This window comes from Micropruina sp., from assembly GCF_047602385.1.
Taxonomy (GTDB): Bacteria; Actinomycetota; Actinomycetes; order Propionibacteriales; family Propionibacteriaceae; genus Micropruina.
Window position 1 is genome coordinate 121,720 of the sequence record NZ_JASGHL010000004.1, and the last position, 16,757, is coordinate 138,476.

Here is a 16,757-nt window from a genome sequence, read left to right on the forward strand (position 1 = left end):
TTCGGGCGGTCCTGTCACAACCGGCTGACGCGCGGTGTCCAAGGGGTATGAGCACAACACAGCACACCGACCCTCGACGTCGTTCGATCGATCCCGGGCCGGGAACCGAATGGGAGGCCCGCCGCCGGCTCGCCCGGGTGCCGATCGATCCCCCGGCCGACCCGATCGGACGGCTGGTCACCTGGCTGTGCCGACGGCTGTACGGCCGGCCGCTCGACAACGCCCACGCGATGGCGCTCAACCGCCGGGTGCTGTTCGCCACTTTCGCCCACGAGCGCCGGGTGGCCAGGTTCGACAGGCTGGACGCCGGCCTGAAGGCCCTGGCACTGATGGCGGTCTCCGCCGAGATCGGCTGCACCTGGTGCATCGACTTCGGCTACCACGTCGCACACGCCGAGGGCCTGGACCTGGAGAAGCTCCGCTCGGTGCCGAACTGGCGCGCGGCCGGCAACCTGACCGAGCTGGAGAAGCAGGTGATCGAGTTCGCCGTCGCCGCCACCCGAACGCCGGTGGAGGTCACCGATGAGATGGTCGCGCCGCTGCGGTCCGCCCTCGGCGAGGACGGCCTGGTCGAGCTCGCGATGATGGTGGCGATCGAGAACGAACGCTCCCGGTTCAACTCGGCGCTGGGCCTGGTGTCCCAGGGCTTCTCGGCCAGCTGTCAGCTACCGTCCGAGGCATGAACGACGATGACGTCGCGGTGTTCGGCCGGCATCGGACGCTGCTGTTCACGTTGGCCTACGAACTGCTGGGTTCGGCCGCCGACGCCGAGGACATGGTGCAGGAGGCCTACCTGCGCTGGGCGGGACGTCCGCCGGGGCCGGTCGAGCATCCCCGCGCCTACCTGGCCCAGGTGGTCACCCGGTTGTCGCTGAACCGGTTGCGCACCCTGGCTCGCCGGCGCGAGGACTACGTCGGACCATGGCTGCCCGAGCCGCTGCTCACCGCCCCGGACGTCGCCGACGACGTGGTGCTGGCCGAATCGGTCTCCCTCGCGCTGCTGGTGGTGCTGGAGTCGCTGACCCCGCGGGAGCGAGCCGTCTTCGTGTTGCGCGAGGTGTTCGGCTACAGCCACGACGAGATCGCCCAGGCGGTGGGCAGCACCGCGGCCGCCGTCCGCCAGGTGGCCCACCGGGCCCGTCAGCACGTCGAGGCACGGCGTCCACGGTTCGCCGCCGACGAAGCCACCGCCGGACGGGTCCGGACCGAGTTCGAGAGCAGCGTGCTCAGCGGGAACCTGCAGGGGTTGATGGACGTCCTCGCGCCGGAGGTGGTGCTGCTGACCGACGGCGGCGGTGTGGTCAGCTCGGCGCGGCGTCCGATCGAGGGCGCGGACCCGGTGGCCCGCTTCCTGCTCGGGATCGTGGCCAAGGCGGCCGCCGCGGACGGCTCGGTCGCCTCCCGGGTGGAGCACGCCAGCCTCAACGGCGGCCCGGGCTGGCTCACCCGGACAGGCGAGCAGGTGACGTCCGCCATCCAGGTGGTGGTCGTGGACGGCCGGATCACCCAGATCCTGATGGTGAACAACCCCGAGAAGCTCGTCACCCTCGACCGGTCGCGTCCGCTGGCCCGGTAGGCGACAAAGACACTGTCGAATCTGGGCACCGTAGTCGGTGCCTGGATTCACATCATCATCAAGTCGGTTCCGCGGAGACCGCTGCCGCAGCGGGTGCGCCCACCCGTTCCAGTGCGGTCAGCATCGTCCGCGCGCTGGTGCAGAGCAGTTCGAGGTCTGCCACCGAGAGCACCCCCAGCACCACCCCGAGCGCGCGTTCGAACATCGAGTCCATCTGCCGCATCACGTCGCGGCCGGCCTCGGTCGGGTGCAGGCGCCGGACGCGTCGGTCGTCGGCATCGTCGCTGCGGGCGATAAGTCCCTTGTCGACCAAGCGGTCGATCAGGCCGCTCGCGGTCGGGGCGCTCACCCCGAGCAACGCGCCGAGCTCGTTGCCCGAGCTGCCCGGCCGGCGGACCACCTGGCCGAGCACCCGGAACTGCTGCATGGTCAGGTCGGGCGGCAGCGGCATCGGACCGACCAGCCCGATGGCCCGGTCATGCACCTGCATGTTCAACTCGACCAGTTCGGCAGCCAGCGTCGCCCGCTCGTCGTCGAGCCCGAATGCCTGGGGTGGCCGCACAGGAATCGCTTTCTTCGGTACGAATAGTTAGAGCTATGCTAACCGACGTGGCCGGTCGGTCACTACCCCGCTCGGGGGCCGACGAAGGGGAATCCGTGCTCCGCCTGACCAAGCTCAGCCTTGCCCACCGCACTGTGGTGCTGCTGCTCAGCCTGCTCACCATCGGCTTGGGGGTCTACTCCACCGGCGCGCTGAAACAGGAACTGATCCCTTCCATCGACGTGCCGCGCGGCAGCGTGGTGAGCGTGTATTCCGGCGCCGCCCCCGACGTGGTCGAGGCACAGGTGTCGAAGCCGATCGAGAGCGCCGTGAAGAGCGTGGACGGCGTCACCAACGTCACCTCAACCAGTTCCAGCGGCGTTTCCCAGGTCTCCGTGCAGTGGGACTACGGACTGGCCGCGGACGACATGGCCAACAAACTGCGCAGTGCGATCGACTCGATCGCGGCGTCCCTGCCGGCCAACGTCGACCCGCGGGTGGTCACCGGCGGCACCGACGACATTCCGGTCGCGCTGCTCGCGCTGTCCTCCGACGAAGACCTGAACACTCTCTCCCAGAAGGTCACCGACACCGTCGCGCCCGAGCTGAAAGCGCTCGCCGGCGTCCGCGACGTGGCGGTCTCGGGCAAGGAGGAGCACGAGGTCGTCATCACCTACCAGCAGGCCAAGCTGGAGCAGTACGGCGTCGACCCGGCCACCATCGCCCAGATGTTCGCTGCCAACTCGACGGCGATCCCTTCGGGCACCATGCACACCGGCACCGCCAATCTCGACGTGCAGACCGGCACCACCTATTCGTCGTCCAAGCAGATCGCCGACCTGCGGGTCCAGGGCACGGACGGCCCGGTCCGGCTGGGCGAGTTGGCTACCGTCGCCGAGCAACCGGTCGAGAAGACCAGCATCTCCCGAGTGGACGGCCGGGCGTCGCTCACCTTGTCGATCACCAAGACCCCGGACGCGAACACCGTCACCGTTGCCCATGAGATCGCAGACAAGCTGCCGGAGCTGGAGCGGGCGCTCGGCAGCAACGCCCGCTTCGTCACCGTCTTCGACCAGGCGCCCTACATCGAGCAGTCGGTGCACGACCTGACCGTCGAGGGTGGGATCGGCCTGGCGATGGCGGTTTTCGTGATCCTGCTGTTCCTGCGCTCGCTACGGCCCACGCTGATCACCGCGATCTCGATTCCGCTGTCGCTGCTGATCGCGCTGATTGCCCTGTGGGTGGGCGGCTTCACGCTGAACATCCTCACCCTGGCGGCCCTCACGGTGGCGATCGGACGGGTGGTGGACGACTCGATCGTGGTGATCGAGAACATCAAGCGCCACCAGAGCTACGGCGAGGTCGGCGGAAAGTCGATCATCAACGCCGTCCGCGAGGTGGCCGGCGCGGTCACCTCCTCGACGTTGACCACGGTCGCGGTGTTCCTGCCGATCGGGCTGGTCGGCGGTCAGGCCGGGGAGATCTTCCGTCCGTTCGCGGTGGCCGCGGTGGTGGCGCTGCTGGCGTCCCTGGTGGTGTCGCTGACCATCATTCCGGTGTTCGCGTCCTGGTTCATGAAGCCGCAGGCCACGCCGTCCCGAGGCGAGGTGCCCAACGAGGAGACCGACACCTGGCTGCAGAAGTCCTACCTGCCGGTCTTGAACTGGACCCTGGCGCACCGCTGGATCACCCTGCTGATCGCCTTCGGCATCTTCGTCGGCACCATCGCGCTGGTGCCCCGGTTGAAGACCGACTTCATCGGGGACGCCGGCAACGAGAGCCTGGCGATCACCCAGGAGTTGCCGGCCGGCACCAGCCTCTCCCAGACCGATAAGGCCGCGGCCCGGGTCGAGCAGGTGCTGGCGGCCGACCCCGCCGTCCAGACCTATTCGACGACGATCGGTGGCGCCTCGTCGGCAGTCTTCCTGGCGCCGCCCAGCGACACCAACAAGGCCAACTTCACCGTCCCGCTGAAGGCCGGATCGAACGGCGCCGAGACCGCGGACCGGCTGCGCCGCCAGATCGCCGAGCTCGGCCCGGACGTCGGCGAGGTCGAGGTCGCCCTCGGTGCCGGCAACACGTCGTCGGGCGTGGTCGTGTACGTCGAAAGCTCGAACCCCGACCAGCTGAGCGCCGCCAACGACAAGGTGACGGCGATGATGGCCGGCATCCCCGGGCTGACCAACGTCACCAGTGACATGTCCACGGCGCGGGACATGCTCAAAGTCACCGTGAACGACTCCAAAGCGGCCGACCTGGGCATGACCCAGTCGTCGATCGGGCAGGCGGTCGCCCGGTCGGTGCGCGGGCAGCTGATCGGGACCCTGGCCGAGGGCGACACCACCCTCAACGTCTATCTGCGCTCCCGCAAGCCGGTGCAGAGCATCGACGAGCTTCGCGAGATCAAGCTGCCGGTCACCCAGGTGATGAACGGCGACGCCAAGTCGGATGCCGCCGATAAGGTCCAGACACGTTCCGACAAGCTGTCCGCTGAGGGCAAGCGCGACGCCACCAAGGCTTACAACGACCAGGTGGCGGCGCTGAAGAAGAGCCGCAGCCAGGCGGCGAAGTCGCAGAGCGCGCTGAACAAGCAGCTGAGCAGCGCGAAGTCCAGGCTGGCCTCGCTGCAGAAACAACTGGACGCCGCACGGAAGCAGCTGGCGGCGGTCTGCCCCACTCAGCCGGCGAACCCGATCTGCGCTCCCCTGCCGGCCAGCATCTACACGCTGAGCCAGCAGCTGTCCGCCGCGGCGGCGCAGGTGGCACAGCTGGGTGCCGCCCAGGCCCAGGCCAAGTCCGGGGTGACTCAGGTCGACAAGCAGCTGGACGCCCTGCGCGAGCAGCGCACTGCGTCCCTCGAGGCCCAGGACAAGCAGCAGTCGATCCAGGACGCCAGCAAGGCGGCCGCCGACGCTACGGCCGACCCGGTGCGGCTGCGCCAGGTGGCCAAGGTGACGATGGTGCAGGCCCCGGCCAGCATCACCCGGGTGAACGGCGTCCGGGCCGCGACGATCTCGGGCAGCTCCGAGTCGTCCGACCTGGGTGCCACCACCGCCGCGCTGACCCAGGGGATCGCGTCCCTCGACCTGCCGCAGGGCGTGACCGTGCGGATCGGCGGGGTGTCCCAGCAGCAGCAGGAGTCGTTCGCCCAGCTCGGGCTGGCGATGGTGGTCGCGGTGGCCGTGGTGTACCTGATCATGGTGGCGACCTTCGGGTCGCTGCTGCAGCCGATGATCCTGCTGGTCTCGATCCCGTTCGCTGCCACCGGTGCGCTCGGGTTGTCGCTGATCACCGACACCGCGTTGGGCATTCCGAGCATGATCGGCCTGCTGATGCTGATCGGCATCGTGGTCACCAACGCGATCGTGCTGATCGATCTGATCAACCAGAAACGGAAATCGGGCTCCAACATCGAACAGTCGATCGCCGCCGGCGCACGGCTGCGCGTCCGACCGATCGTGATGACCGCGCTGGCCACCATCTTCGCGCTGGTGCCGATGGCCCTGGGCCTGACCGGTGGCGGCGTGTTCATCTCCAAGCCGCTGGCGATCGTGGTGATCGGCGGCCTGGTCTCCTCCACGCTGCTGACGCTGATCCTGGTGCCGGTGCTCTACGACCTGCTGGAGAACTGGCGGCAGAACCGGCGCACCAAGCGCGAGGCGCGCCGGTCCGCCAAACGGGCGGCCGACGTCCCGACCGACGAGGCGTCCGCGCAGGCCGCCTCGCAGCAGGGCTGAACCGCTCGGAGCCGCGCCCATGGCGATCATCGTCGTCATACCCATCAGTTACGACTATCTCGCTCGCTATAACGGGTCGCGACTCGGGACGGTCGGCGGGCGGAGTGGGCAGGCTCACGCAGGCTCCGCCGAGGGGTGTACCGACAGGGCGTCCCGTCCGAGCGCCAGAGGTCGTAGCGTCGGTGTCATGGACACCCGACACGAGGTGCGCGACTTCCTGATCAGCCGGCGCGCCAGGCTCAGCCCCGAGCGGGCCGGGCTGCCGGCAGGCGGTAACCGCCGCGTCCCGGGGCTTCGGCGCAGCGAGGTGGCCGCGCTGGCCGACGTCAGCGTCGAGTACTACGCCAAGCTCGAACGCGGGCAACTGGCCGGCGCCTCGGACGGCGTCCTGGACGCGATCGCCAGGGCGCTGCAGCTGGACGACGCGGAGCGGGAGCACCTCTTCGACCTGGCTCGGGCCGCCGGTCACGCGCCACCAGTGGTGCGACGCCGGACGACGCGGCGCTGGGCCGTCCGCCCCGGACTGCAGCAGGCGCTGGACGCGATCACCGGCGGCCCCGCCTTCGTCCGCAACGGCCGGATGGACATCCTGGCCACCAATCCGCTGGGCCGCGCCTTCTACGACCAGGTGCTCCACGGCCCCGGACGCGGCAACCTGGCCAGGTTCCAGTTCCTCGACGAACGCGCCCGCGACTTCTATCCCGAATGGGACGCCGCCGCCGACGTCACCGTCGCGATCCTGCGCACCGGCGCCGGACGCGACCCGCACGACCGGCAGCTGCACGACCTGGTCGGCGAGCTCAGCACGCTCAGCGACTCGTTCCGGCTGCGGTGGGGTGCGCACAACGTCCGCCGGCACGGTGCCGGCACGAAGCTCTTCCACCACCATCTGGTCGGTGACCTGACGCTGACCTACGAGGGCCTGGAACTGACCGCGGAACCCGGCCTGTCGTTCCTGATCTATACCGCCGATCCCGGCTCGGACAGCCAACAGCGGCTCGACCTGCTGGCCAGCTGGGCCGCGAGCCAGCCGGACGCAAGCGTTGCCGTCCCCATCGATCTCGACAAGGAGACCCGACCATGAAGCTGATGCCGAAGAACCCGACGGTGAAGAATCCGCCCGAGCAGTTCACCGGCGACGTCTGGGTCGACGCCATCGCCACCCCGCAGCAGCCCGACCAGCGGATGACTGTCGCGCTGGTCCGGTTCGCCCCCGGCGCGCACACCGCCTGGCATTCGCATGCCCGCGGCCAGACCCTGCACGTCACCGAGGGCATGGCCCTGATCGGCACCCGGGACGGCACGGTGATCCGGGCCACCCCGGGGCAGACCGTCTACACGCCGCCGGGTGAGGAGCACTGGCATGGCGCCACCCCGTCCGACTTCATGGAGCACCTGGCCATGCTGGAGAACGGCGACGACCCGGCCGCCACCACCACCTGGCTCGAGCACGTCGGCGACGACGACTACCGCGCGGCCGCGGAGGCCTGAGATGCACACCAGAACCCTGGGTCAGGGCCTTGAGGTGTCGGCGGTCGGGCTGGGCTGCATGGGCATGTCGCAGAGTTACGGTCCCAACCCGGGCAGCCGCGACGAGATGATTGGCGTGTTGCGCGGCGCCGCGGCGGCCGGCGTCACCTTCTTCGACACCGCCGAGGTCTACGGCCCGTATGTCAACGAAGAACTCGTCGGCGAGGCGTTGCAGCCGCTGCGCGACCAAGTCGTCATCGCCACCAAATTCGGTTGGCGGATCGAGGGCGGCAGCAGCGTCGGCCTGGACAGCAGGCCCGAGCAGATCCGCCGGGTCGCCGACGCGTCACTGCGCCGGCTGCGCACCGAGGCGATCGACCTGTTCTACCAGCACCGGGTCGATCCCGAGGTACCGATCGAGGACGTCGCCGGCACCGTCGGCGAACTGGTCGCGGCCGGCAAGGTCAGGCATTTCGGCTTGTCGGAGCCGTCCGCACAGACGATCCGGCGGGCCCACGCGGTATTCCCGGTGACGGCGGTGCAGAGCGAGTACTCGCTGTGGACGCGTGACCCTGAGGCCGACGTGCTGCCCACCCTGGCCGAACTGGGCATCGGGTTCGTCCCGTTCAGTCCGCTCGGCAAGGGCTTCTTCACCGGAGCCGTGCATCCCGACACCACGTTCGCCGACGGGGACGTCCGGGCCACCATCCCGCGGTTCTCGGCAGAGAACCGGGCCGCCAATCAGGTCCTGGTCGACCATGTCGCGCAGCTGGCCCAGGCCAAAGGCGCCACCGCCGGGCAGGTCGCGCTGGCCTGGCTGCTCGCCCCGCAACCGCGGATCGTGCCGATCCCCGGCACCCGGCGTGCCAGCCGCGTCCAGGAGAACGCGGACGCCACCACGGTGCCGCTGTCCGCCGACGAACGCGCCGACCTCGACACCCTGGCCGGACGTCTCGGCGTCCAGGGTGCGCGCTACAACGAGCACCACCTCGGCCTGGTCGGACGGTGAGCGCGCGGGTGACCACGGCCACGCCGGCGCAGGCCTCCAGCAGCGGCCCAAAGGCCGCGCTGATCCTGGCGTCGTTGGGATTCTTCCTGATCACCCTCGACGTCAGCATCGTGAATCTCGCCCTGCCCAGCATCGACCGGAGCCTCGGCGGCGGTACCAGCACCCAGCAGTGGGTGCTCGACGGCTACACCTTGTTCTTCGCGGCGCTGCTGTTGTGCTTCGGCAACCTCTCCGACCGGATCGGCGCGAAACGTGCCTACGTGCTCGGCATCGCACTGTTCGGGGTCGCCTCGTTGCTGTGCGCGGTCGCGCCGTCGGTGGTGGCGCTGATCGTGGCGCGTTGTGCCCAAGGGGTGACGGCCGCGTTGATGCTGCCCGCTTCGATGACGCTGATCCGGGAGGCCTTCCCCGAGCCCAGCCGCCGGGCCAAGGCTCTCGGCGTGTGGGCCGCCGGCGGCGCGGTGGCCTCGGCGGCCGGCCCGGTGCTCGGCGGGGTGCTGTCCAGCTGGGACTGGCGGCTGATCTTCGCCGTCAACGTGCCGGTCTGCGCCGGCATGCTGGTGCTCGGCTCGCGGGTGCGGCGCTCACCCCGCACCGCCGTCCCGTTCGACTGGGCCGGTCAGGTCCTGGCCCTGGTCGCGCTCGGCTCGATCATCTTCGCCTTGATCGAGGGCGGAGCGATCGGCTACGGGGATCCGCTGATCGTCGGCCTGCTGGTGGTCGGGGTGGTCGCGCTGGTGGCGTTCGTGCTGGTGCAGGCCAGGGTCGCGTACCCGATGATGCCGCTGGGGCTGTTCCACGCCGGGCCGATGCGGGTGGCGATGTTCGGCGGGTTCACCTTCATCTTCGCCTGGTTCGGCAGTGTCTTCGTGGCCAGCCTGTACCTGCAGCAGCAGTTGCACATCGCGCCCGCGCTGGCGGGACTGGCCTTCCTGCCCAGTGCCGTCCTGTCGTTCTTCGGCAACCTGTTCAGCGGGCCGCTCGCCAACCGGTACGGCCCGCGCTTCCCGGTCGTTCTCGGCATGACGTCGCTGGTCGTCGGGCTGGGCGGTCTGGCGGTGTTCGCGCCGTCCGGCTCAGTGATCGTGGTCGCGGTCTGCCTGATCCTGATCGGCTCCGGTGGGTCGGTGGCCATGCCGCCGTTGGCCGGCATCGTTCTCGAATACGCCCCGGACGGCCAGGCCGGGGTCGCCAGCGCCGTGTCGAACACCTTCCGACAGATCGGCGGCGCACTCGCGGTCGCGCTGTTCGGCGTCCTCGTCGCCTCCGACACCGGCTTCCTGCTCGGCATGCAGATCAGCCTGGGCGTCGGCGCGGTTCTCGCGCTGGCCTGCCTGGTCGTCAGCACCACCCTGGCCCGCTCACCCGATCAACCCGGTGGGTCCGCCACCCGCTAAATGTGCATCCGCCGCGGCTCGGTTGACCGCCGCGCGCCAAGATGCGCGTTATCAAGACGCCGGCTGCCCGGAGGTGCTGTGCTCGCGGAGAAACGAGCGTATTCGAATCGACCCCGGACTGGCAGAACGCTCGTTTCGGCGCGTGGAACGCACCTCGGGTGACCGGCCCGGCTGATAACGCTGCTTTCCCCGCGGGCTACCGAACGCGCGCTGCTAGGGACGTCCGTCGCGCAGGTCCCAGAGCAACCGGGCCACGGCGTTGTTGCTGATCACGCGCATAGCCACCGCTGTCCACAGTCAGGACGAGACGGCGCGACGCGTCCCGTCAACTCCCTTGGGTACCGTTCCGATCGCTCCGTCGGAGCCTGGGGCGTCGTGCGACGGGCACTGGTCGTGGGGTCTGACCCGCCTACCACGCCGACCGGAGCATGATGGGGCCATGGCGCTGCTGGAGCGCTCCGGCCCTCGGGCGGAGTTGGACGCGGTGGTCGGCGAACTGCGCCGCGGCCACGGCCAGGTCGTCCTGGTCCACGGCGAGGCGGGAATCGGTAAGTCCAGCCTGCTGACGGACTTCCTGCGGGCCCTGCCGGCCGGGCTTCGGGTGCTGATCGGACGGTGTGACGACCTGCTGGTCCCCCGTCCGCTGGGCGCGATCCTCGAGCTGTGGGACGGCGTGCCGGGACGCCGCTTCGAGCCGTCCGACCACCCCGGCCTGCAGCTCGCCGAACTGGTGGCGACCGAGCCGACGATCTGCGTCGTCGAGGACGTCCACTGGGCCGACGAGGCCACCCTGGACGTGCTGACCTACCTGGCGCGGCGGGTCCGGGTCCTGCCGCTGCTGCTGGTGCTGACCTTTCGCGATGACGAGTTGGCGGCCGGTCATCCGCTGCACCGCACCCTCGCCGCGGTGCCGAGCTCGCACTGCCGGCGGATCGGCCTGGCCCGGTTGAGCCTTGATGCGGTCACCGCCCTGGCGGGATCGGACGCCGACCCGGAGGCAGTGCTGCGGATCACCGGGGGCAACCCGTTCTTCGTCTCCGAGGTGCTCGCCGCGGCCGGCGGCCAGACCCCGGCGAGCGTGCGCGAGGCGGTGCTCGGCCGGTTCGCCCGCCTCGGCCAGGCAGCCCGGACGACGGCGGAACTGGTCAGCGTGCTGCCCGGCCGGTGCGAGGCATGGCTGATCGAGGCGTGCCTCGGTGCCGCCGCCGACACCGCCGCCGGCGAGGTGCAGGGCCTGCTGGTCGCCGACCAGGACGACATCCGGTTCCGGCACGAGTTGGCGCGCCGGGTGATCGAGCAGTCGCTGACCACCCAGAGCCGCCGCCGGCACAACGCGGCCGTGCTGTCGGCCCTGGTGGCAATCGGGGCGCCGGAGGCCAGGTTGGCCCACCACGCCTGGCAGGCCGGAGACGCCGTCGCCTTGGTCCGGCACGGCCTGCGGGCCGCGGAACTGGCGGCCCGGACGCGTGCGCACCGCGAGGCGTCCGACCTCTACGCGCTGGTGCTGGGCCACCAGGAGCTGCTGGAGGCGTCGGATCGGGCGGACGCCTGGGACGCCTACTCGACGCAGGCGTACGCGGCCGGCCGCAACGACACGGCCGGCGCCGCCCGCACCCGGGCGCTGGAACTGCGCCGCCAGCTCGGCGATCCGCGCCGGCTCGGCGAGACCCTCCGCTGGCTCTCCCGGATCCGCTGGACCAGCGGCGACCGGGACGGCGCGGAGGCGGCCGGCGACGAGGCGATCCAGATCCTCACCGGTTCGGACGGCGCAACGCCCGGCCCCGAACTGGCCATGGCACTCAGCAACCAGTCCCAGCTGGCGATGCTCGCACAGCGCGACAGCGAGGCGATCGCGCTCGGCCAGCGGGCGGCCGCGATCGCCCGGACGCTGGGCGATCGCGAGACCCTCGCCGAGGCTGAGGTCAACATCGGCAGTGCGCTGGCCCGCGCCGACCTGGACGCCGGGCTGGCCGTGCTGCAGTCCACTGCCGCCCGGGCGGCCGCGCAGGGATTCGACGACCCGGCAGGCAGGGCGATGATCAACGCCGCCTGGAACGCGCTCGACCAGCATCGACTGGACCACGCCGGAGAACTCATCGAGGTGGCGATCGCGTTCGCCGAGGAACGCGAGCTGTCGCTCTTCGCCGCCTACCTCCAGGCGATGCGGGCGATGCTGGCCCTGGCCCGCGCCGACTACCCGGCCGCCCGGACGGCTATCGAACTGACCCCCGACGCCCACCCGGCACCGGCCACCCTGGTCCGGGCCGGCATCGCCGTCCGGTGCGGGGACGCCGACGCGTCCGAGGTGGTCGAACAGGGTTGGCGGGTCGCGCTGGCCACCGCCGAGCTGCAGCGGATCCGTCCGATGGCCTGCGTCCGGGCCGAGCGGGCATGGCTGGATGCCGACCCGGCAGCGGTGGATGCGGCGACCGCGGACTGCTACCGGCTGGCCCTGCGCCACGGCAGCGGGTGGGACGTCGGCGCGCTGGCGGTCTGGCGCAGTCGTGCTGGGCTGCTGGACGTGGTGCCGGACGGCCTGCCCGAGCCGTACGCGCTCGAACTCGCCGGCCGGACGGCCGAGGCGGCCGCGTGCTGGGAGGCGCTGGGCGAACCGCATGCGCAGGCCCTGGTGCTGCTCGGATCATCCTCGGTCGACGACGTCCGGGCGGCGATGACGATCTTCGACCGGACCGGCGCGTCCGCGGGTCTGCCGTTCGCTCGCTCCCGGCTGCGTGCCCTCGGCGTGGCCACCGTTCCGCGGGGCCGCGGGCGCCGCACCCGGGAGAATCCGTCCGGGCTCACCGATCGACAACTCGAGGTGCTCCGCCTGGTGGCGGCCGGCATGTCCACCGGCGCGATCGCGGCCCAGCTGGTGCTCTCGCCCAAGACCGTGGAGCATCATGTGGCCGCCATCCTTTCCAAGCTCGGCGTCTCGTCCAGGGCGGACGCCGCACGGCTCGCCGCCGGCTGGTGAAGAGATTCGTGGCGATGTAGTGAACTAGAGCCATGTATGGAGCAGTGATTCACGCACCCGGCGACGTCCGCTACGAGGAACGCGCCGATCCGGTCATCGAAGAGCCGACGGACGCCGTGGTGCGCACCGTGGCCGCCTGCGTCTGCGGGTCGGACCTGTGGCGCTACCGCGGCATCGCGCCGGTGCCGAAGCCGACGCCGATCGGGCACGAGTTCTGCGGCGTCGTCGAGCAGGTCGGGGACGCGGTCACCGGCATCAAGCCCGGCGACTTCGTGGTCGGCGGCTTCAACCCGGGCGACAACACCTGCCCGGTCTGCCGCAAGGGTGCCCAGGCGAACTGCGTCAATGCCGCTCACTACGCCGGATGCCAGGCCGAGAAGATCCGGATCCCGTTTGCGGACGGCACCCTGATCGCCACTCCCGGCGTCCCCAACGATGAGCAGTTGCCGGCGATCCTGGCGCTCTCGGACGTGATGTGCACCGGCTGGCACGCCGCGGTCAGCGCCGGCGTCGGTCCGGAGACCAGCGTCGCGGTGGTCGGGGACGGCGCGGTCGGGCTGTGCGCCGTCCTGGCCGCCGCGCAGCTGGGTGCACCGACCATCATCGCGATGAGCCGGCACGCCGACCGGCAGGCGCTGGCCCGCCGGTTCGGCGCCACCCACATCGTGGCCGAACGGGACGAGGTCGGCGCCGACGCGGTCTGGGACCTCACCGGCGGGATCGGCGCCGACTGCGTGCTGGAGTGCGTGGGCACCGAGGGATCCCGTCTGCAGGCCATCGGCTGCGTCCGCGACGGCGGCAACATCGGCCTGGTCGGCGTCCCGCACGGCGATCTGCCGGTCAACGACCTGTTCTGGCGCAACGTCGGCGTCAAGGGCGGTCCGGCGCACTGCCGGGCCTACCTGCCGGAACTGCTGGACCTGGTCTGGACCGGCGCGATCGACCCGGGGCCGGTGTTCGACCTGGAACTGCCGCTGGCCGAGGTCGCCGAGGCGTACGCCGCGATGGACTCCCGGCGCGCGATCAAGGTGCTGCTGCGGCCCTGACCGGCGCCGGCGTTCTCGGGTTCCGGCCTCGTCGCCGCGGTCCCGGCGGCGTACCTTGAGGGCATGAAGCAGCCGGAGCGCGACGACGACGTCCCGCCGCTGCCGGGGGCGTCCGAACGCAACGAGACGCCGGCGGAACGGCTGGACCGGAACTGGGCGGAACTGCTGCAGGAGCTGCGGGTCACCCAGACCGGCATTCAGCTGCTCAGCGGGTTCCTGCTGATCCTGCCGTTCCAGAACCGGTTCGGCGAGATCGACCCGGTACTGGTCGGTGTCTTCCTCGCCGCGGTGCTGCTCGCCGCCCTGTCGACCGGCTTGGTGCTGGCGCCGGTGACCGCACACCGGCTGCTGTTCCGCCGCCACGAGAAGGACATGCTGGTCAACCTGGGCACCTTCATGGCCAAGGCCGGCCTGGTCTGCCTGGCTCTCACCACTGGGCTGGTCGCCACCCTGGTGGTCGGCGTCGTCGCCGGACTGACCGCCGGGGTGCTGACCGGCATCGGTTCGCTGACCGTGTTCTTCCTGTTGTGGCTGGTGCTGCCCCTGGCCCTGGTCCGGCGGCGCCGGCGGCGTCCGTACGTCTAGGCCGGTGCCCGCTCAGGAGTCCAGCGTCGGCGACCAGCTCCGGGCGTCCGGACGCAACTCGACCCCGGTGGCGGCGACCACGGCGACGTCCGGCCAGAGCACCAGGAAGCTGCCCCGCGCCCGCCACCGGAAGAAGGCGGCCAGCAGCCGCGGCTCGGACGCCCGGGTGCGCTCGAAACCCATGAACGAGCCGGTGCGGCGGGGACAGACCACGATGCCGTACACCCGGGGGGTGCCGACCCGCTGGCCCGGGGTGTGCCGCGGCACCGACAGCCGGACATCGGCGACGTAGCCGAGCGGGCGCCCGGCCTGCGACACCGGGGTGGCCAACAGATCACCGAGGAACATGACGGCCCCCCGGGATCCGGGCGATCACCCGATCGCGCAGCCACACCTCGAGCCACGGTCGGGGCAGGCCGGACGCCGGCACGGCAAGCTCGATCGCCGAACCGAGCTTCGCGATCGCCGCCCAGTCGATCCGCAGCAGGTGGGCGTCCGGACGTCGCCCGCCGAAGATCCGCTCCAGCACGACCGGGCCATGCACCAGCGACCGGACGGCCGGCGCCTCGGCAGCCGGATCGATCGGTGCGTCGACGTCGTCCAGTTCCAGGTCGTCGACCACCCCGACCGGGTCGCCGTGGACGTCGACCACCTGCCGGTCGAGCAGGCTGAGCCGGGCATCCAGCAGCACGCCGTCCGGGCGGGGCGGGCTCGGCAACGCGTCCGGGCTTGTCATCGGCCAACTCCCGTCACGATCATCAGCGGGATCGCGGCCACCGAGGCGACCAGGATCAGCACGAAATAGGCCTGGCCGACCAGGTTGAGCGCGCGTCCGTTCACCTGCGAGCCCATGTAGTCGGGGTCGTTGGCGACGATCAGGATCGGCAGGTAGGTCAGCGGCAGCGCCACCGCGGAGAACACCACCGAGATCTCGGTGACCAGCACCGGGTCGACACCGGTGGCCAGCACCGCCAGCCCGATCAGCAGGCAGACGATCATGGTGACGTGGAAGCGGGCCGCCTGCGCCGGCGCCCGGAATTTGCCCCAGCTCCAGCCGAAGAACTGCGCCAGCGTGTAGCCGGCCGACAGCGTGGTCTCCAGCGCGGCACCGAAGGTGGCCGCCACGATGCCCAGGATGATGGCGACCAGCAGCAGCTTGCCGCCCGCCTCGGCGACCGGCAGCACCACCTGGCTGAGGGTGGTCACCTCGACCCCGAGCGGCAGCAGGGTGAGCGCGGCGCAGCCGGCGATGGCCAGCGACAGCAGTCCGCCGAGCGGGAAGCCGACCAGCACGTTGAGCCGGGACTGGGCCAGATCGGCGCTCGACCAGCCCTCCTCGACGGCGCCGGAGGAGAAGAAGAACACCTCGTACGGAGTCAGCGCGGCACCGAACAGGGCAACGGCGTAGAACCAGTAGGTGGCCGGCGACTCGCTGTTCGGGGCGGCCTGGATCAGCTGCTGGCCGAGTTGCGACCAGTCCGGGCCGAGCAGGAAGAAGGCGACGGCGAACCCGATCAGCAGCAGGCCGACCAGCCCGGTGACGTTCTCCATCACCTCGAAGCCGACTCGCCAGATCACCAGCCAGACCGCGACCGCGGCGACTGGCACCCAAAGCAGGTAATTCACGCTGCTGGCGAGTTGCAGCGCCAGCGCGATGCCGCCCACCTCGGCGGTCAGGGTGAGCAGGTTGATCAGGAAGGACGCCGCCAGGTTGGCCAGGCCCATCCGCGGGCCGAGCCGTTCCCGGATCAGTTCGAAGGTGGCTCGTCCGCTGACCGCGGCGACCCGTCCGGCCATCTGGGCGAACACGCAGATACCCACCACGCCGACCACCACCACCCAGGCCAGGGACCAGCCGAACCGTGAGCCGACAACGGCGTTCGTCACCAGATCGCCGATGTCGAGGAAGCCGCCGATCGCGGTCAGCACACCGAGGGCGACGGCAAACAGGCGCTTCATCGGCGCAGTTCCTTCAACGCCGCATCCAGCTGGCCCACCAGGTCGTCCAGCCGATGCAGTTCGCTCTCCCCCAACCGGTCCGCGCCGGCGTCGTCGAGCTCGTCGATGACCGCCTCGGCCGCCTGCAGGACGCCCCGGGCGCGGCCGAGCCGTCCCGGTTCGATGCCGGACGCCTCGCGCAACTGCTGCTCGGCGTCGCCCACGGCGTCCAGGGTGTCGGAGAGCACGACCTGGGTGTAGGGCCCGGTGGCGCGACCGTCGACCAGCAGCCGGGTGGCGTTCCGGGCGACCACGACGGCCGAGCGGGCATCCTGCACCGCCCGCACCTCGGCGTCCGTACCGCCGCTGCAACCCGCAAAGGTCAGGCTGCCGGCGATCGCGAGGCAGGCGACCCTGGCCATCAGGCGGCGTCCGATCGACAACGTCCCACCTCGCTTTCCGGGGGTCGGCCCCCGCGCACCGC

15 protein-coding genes are annotated in these 16,757 nt (G+C 70.9%); 10 read left to right on the forward strand and 5 right to left on the reverse strand.

Annotated features, from left to right (window positions below):
* Positions 1–47 precede the first annotated feature (47 nt).
* Together QM711_RS13625 and QM711_RS13630 are read left to right on the forward strand one after the other, a co-directional pair.
* Positions 48–683: a carboxymuconolactone decarboxylase family protein gene (locus tag QM711_RS13625; protein ID WP_415100221.1), complete on the forward strand. Its 636-nt coding sequence runs from the start codon at positions 48–50 to the stop codon at positions 681–683.
* Positions 680–1,576 carry an RNA polymerase sigma-70 factor gene (locus tag QM711_RS13630; protein WP_415100223.1) on the forward strand — a complete coding sequence of 299 codons (897 nt, stop codon included), beginning with the start codon at positions 680–682 and terminating at the stop codon, positions 1,574–1,576. Before QM711_RS13625 ends, QM711_RS13630 begins: the two co-directional genes overlap by 4 nt.
* Positions 1,577–1,634: 58 nt before the next feature.
* Here the strand turns inward: QM711_RS13630 and QM711_RS13635 are convergent, their stop codons facing one another.
* Positions 1,635–2,138: a MarR family winged helix-turn-helix transcriptional regulator gene (locus QM711_RS13635; RefSeq protein WP_415100225.1), complete on the reverse strand. Its 504-nt coding sequence runs from the start codon at positions 2,136–2,138 to the stop codon at positions 1,635–1,637.
* A gap of 95 nt (positions 2,139–2,233) precedes the next feature.
* On the opposite strand from QM711_RS13635, the gene QM711_RS13640 reads away from it, so the two are divergent.
* From QM711_RS13640 to QM711_RS13675, 8 genes are all read left to right on the forward strand, one after another.
* Positions 2,234–5,854 (forward strand): efflux RND transporter permease subunit, encoded by a 3,621-nt coding sequence (locus tag QM711_RS13640; RefSeq protein ID WP_415100227.1) that lies wholly within the window; start codon positions 2,234–2,236, stop codon positions 5,852–5,854.
* 187 nt (positions 5,855–6,041) lie between these two features.
* Positions 6,042–6,938 (forward strand): helix-turn-helix transcriptional regulator, encoded by an 897-nt coding sequence (locus tag QM711_RS13645; RefSeq protein WP_415100229.1) that lies wholly within the window; start codon positions 6,042–6,044, stop codon positions 6,936–6,938.
* Positions 6,935–7,345, forward strand: a complete 411-nt coding sequence (locus tag QM711_RS13650) for a cupin domain-containing protein (RefSeq protein ID WP_415100231.1) — start codon at positions 6,935–6,937, stop codon at positions 7,343–7,345. The genes QM711_RS13645 and QM711_RS13650 overlap by 4 nt, the downstream gene beginning before the upstream one ends.
* Position 7,346: 1 nt before the next feature.
* Positions 7,347–8,333 (forward strand): aldo/keto reductase, encoded by a 987-nt coding sequence (locus QM711_RS13655; RefSeq protein WP_415100233.1) that lies wholly within the window; start codon positions 7,347–7,349, stop codon positions 8,331–8,333.
* Positions 8,334–8,341: 8 nt separating this feature from the next.
* The gene (locus QM711_RS13660) at positions 8,342–9,730 is read left to right on the forward strand and encodes an MFS transporter (RefSeq protein ID WP_415100235.1); all 1,389 of its coding nucleotides are present in this window, start codon (positions 8,342–8,344) and stop codon (positions 9,728–9,730) included.
* A 439-nt stretch (positions 9,731–10,169) separates the two neighbouring features.
* Positions 10,170–12,704, forward strand: a complete 2,535-nt coding sequence (locus tag QM711_RS13665) for an ATP-binding protein (protein ID WP_415100237.1) — start codon at positions 10,170–10,172, stop codon at positions 12,702–12,704.
* Between the two features lie 32 nt (positions 12,705–12,736).
* Positions 12,737–13,750, forward strand: a complete 1,014-nt coding sequence (locus QM711_RS13670; RefSeq protein ID WP_415100239.1) for a zinc-dependent alcohol dehydrogenase family protein — start codon at positions 12,737–12,739, stop codon at positions 13,748–13,750.
* A gap of 63 nt (positions 13,751–13,813) precedes the next feature.
* The gene (locus QM711_RS13675) at positions 13,814–14,335 is read left to right on the forward strand and encodes a DUF6328 family protein (RefSeq protein WP_415100241.1); all 522 of its coding nucleotides are present in this window, start codon (positions 13,814–13,816) and stop codon (positions 14,333–14,335) included.
* Positions 14,336–14,347: 12 nt separating this feature from the next.
* On the opposite strand, the gene QM711_RS13680 is transcribed toward QM711_RS13675, so the two are convergent.
* From QM711_RS13680 to QM711_RS13695, 4 genes are read right to left on the reverse strand one after another with little or no spacing between them, the layout of a single operon-like run.
* The gene (locus QM711_RS13680; protein WP_415100243.1) at positions 14,348–14,683 is read right to left on the reverse strand and encodes a hypothetical protein; all 336 of its coding nucleotides are present in this window, start codon (positions 14,681–14,683) and stop codon (positions 14,348–14,350) included.
* A complete protein-coding gene (locus QM711_RS13685) occupies positions 14,670–15,071 on the reverse strand; it encodes a hypothetical protein (RefSeq protein WP_415100245.1) in 402 nt (133 codons plus the stop codon). The genes QM711_RS13680 and QM711_RS13685 overlap by 14 nt, the downstream gene beginning before the upstream one ends.
* Positions 15,068–16,294, reverse strand: a complete 1,227-nt coding sequence (locus tag QM711_RS13690; RefSeq protein WP_415100247.1) for an Nramp family divalent metal transporter — start codon at positions 16,292–16,294, stop codon at positions 15,068–15,070. Before QM711_RS13690 ends, QM711_RS13685 begins: the two co-directional genes overlap by 4 nt.
* Positions 16,291–16,716, reverse strand: coding sequence for a hypothetical protein (locus QM711_RS13695; RefSeq protein WP_415100249.1), 426 nt, complete (start codon positions 16,714–16,716; stop codon positions 16,291–16,293). Before QM711_RS13695 ends, QM711_RS13690 begins: the two co-directional genes overlap by 4 nt.
* Positions 16,717–16,757: the final 41 nt, after the last annotated feature.

Excerpts from the sequence above, each read along its gene's own strand:
- QM711_RS13625 (WP_415100221.1), top strand. The coding sequence starts at position 48 with ATGAGCACAACACAGCACACCGACCCTCGACGTCGTTCGATCGATCCC.
- QM711_RS13630 (WP_415100223.1), top strand. The coding sequence starts at position 680 with ATGAACGACGATGACGTCGCGGTGTTCGGCCGGCATCGGACGCTGCTG.
- QM711_RS13645 (WP_415100229.1), top strand. The coding sequence starts at position 6,042 with ATGGACACCCGACACGAGGTGCGCGACTTCCTGATCAGCCGGCGCGCC.
- QM711_RS13650 (WP_415100231.1), top strand. The coding sequence starts at position 6,935 with ATGAAGCTGATGCCGAAGAACCCGACGGTGAAGAATCCGCCCGAGCAG.
- QM711_RS13655 (WP_415100233.1), top strand. The coding sequence starts at position 7,347 with ATGCACACCAGAACCCTGGGTCAGGGCCTTGAGGTGTCGGCGGTCGGG.
- QM711_RS13665 (WP_415100237.1), top strand. The coding sequence starts at position 10,170 with ATGGCGCTGCTGGAGCGCTCCGGCCCTCGGGCGGAGTTGGACGCGGTG.
- QM711_RS13670 (WP_415100239.1), top strand. The coding sequence starts at position 12,737 with ATGTATGGAGCAGTGATTCACGCACCCGGCGACGTCCGCTACGAGGAA.
- QM711_RS13675 (WP_415100241.1), top strand. The coding sequence starts at position 13,814 with ATGAAGCAGCCGGAGCGCGACGACGACGTCCCGCCGCTGCCGGGGGCG.
- QM711_RS13680 (WP_415100243.1), bottom strand. The coding sequence starts at position 14,683 with ATGTTCCTCGGTGATCTGTTGGCCACCCCGGTGTCGCAGGCCGGGCGC.
- QM711_RS13685 (WP_415100245.1), bottom strand. The coding sequence starts at position 15,071 with ATGACAAGCCCGGACGCGTTGCCGAGCCCGCCCCGCCCGGACGGCGTG.
- QM711_RS13690 (WP_415100247.1), bottom strand. The coding sequence starts at position 16,294 with ATGAAGCGCCTGTTTGCCGTCGCCCTCGGTGTGCTGACCGCGATCGGC.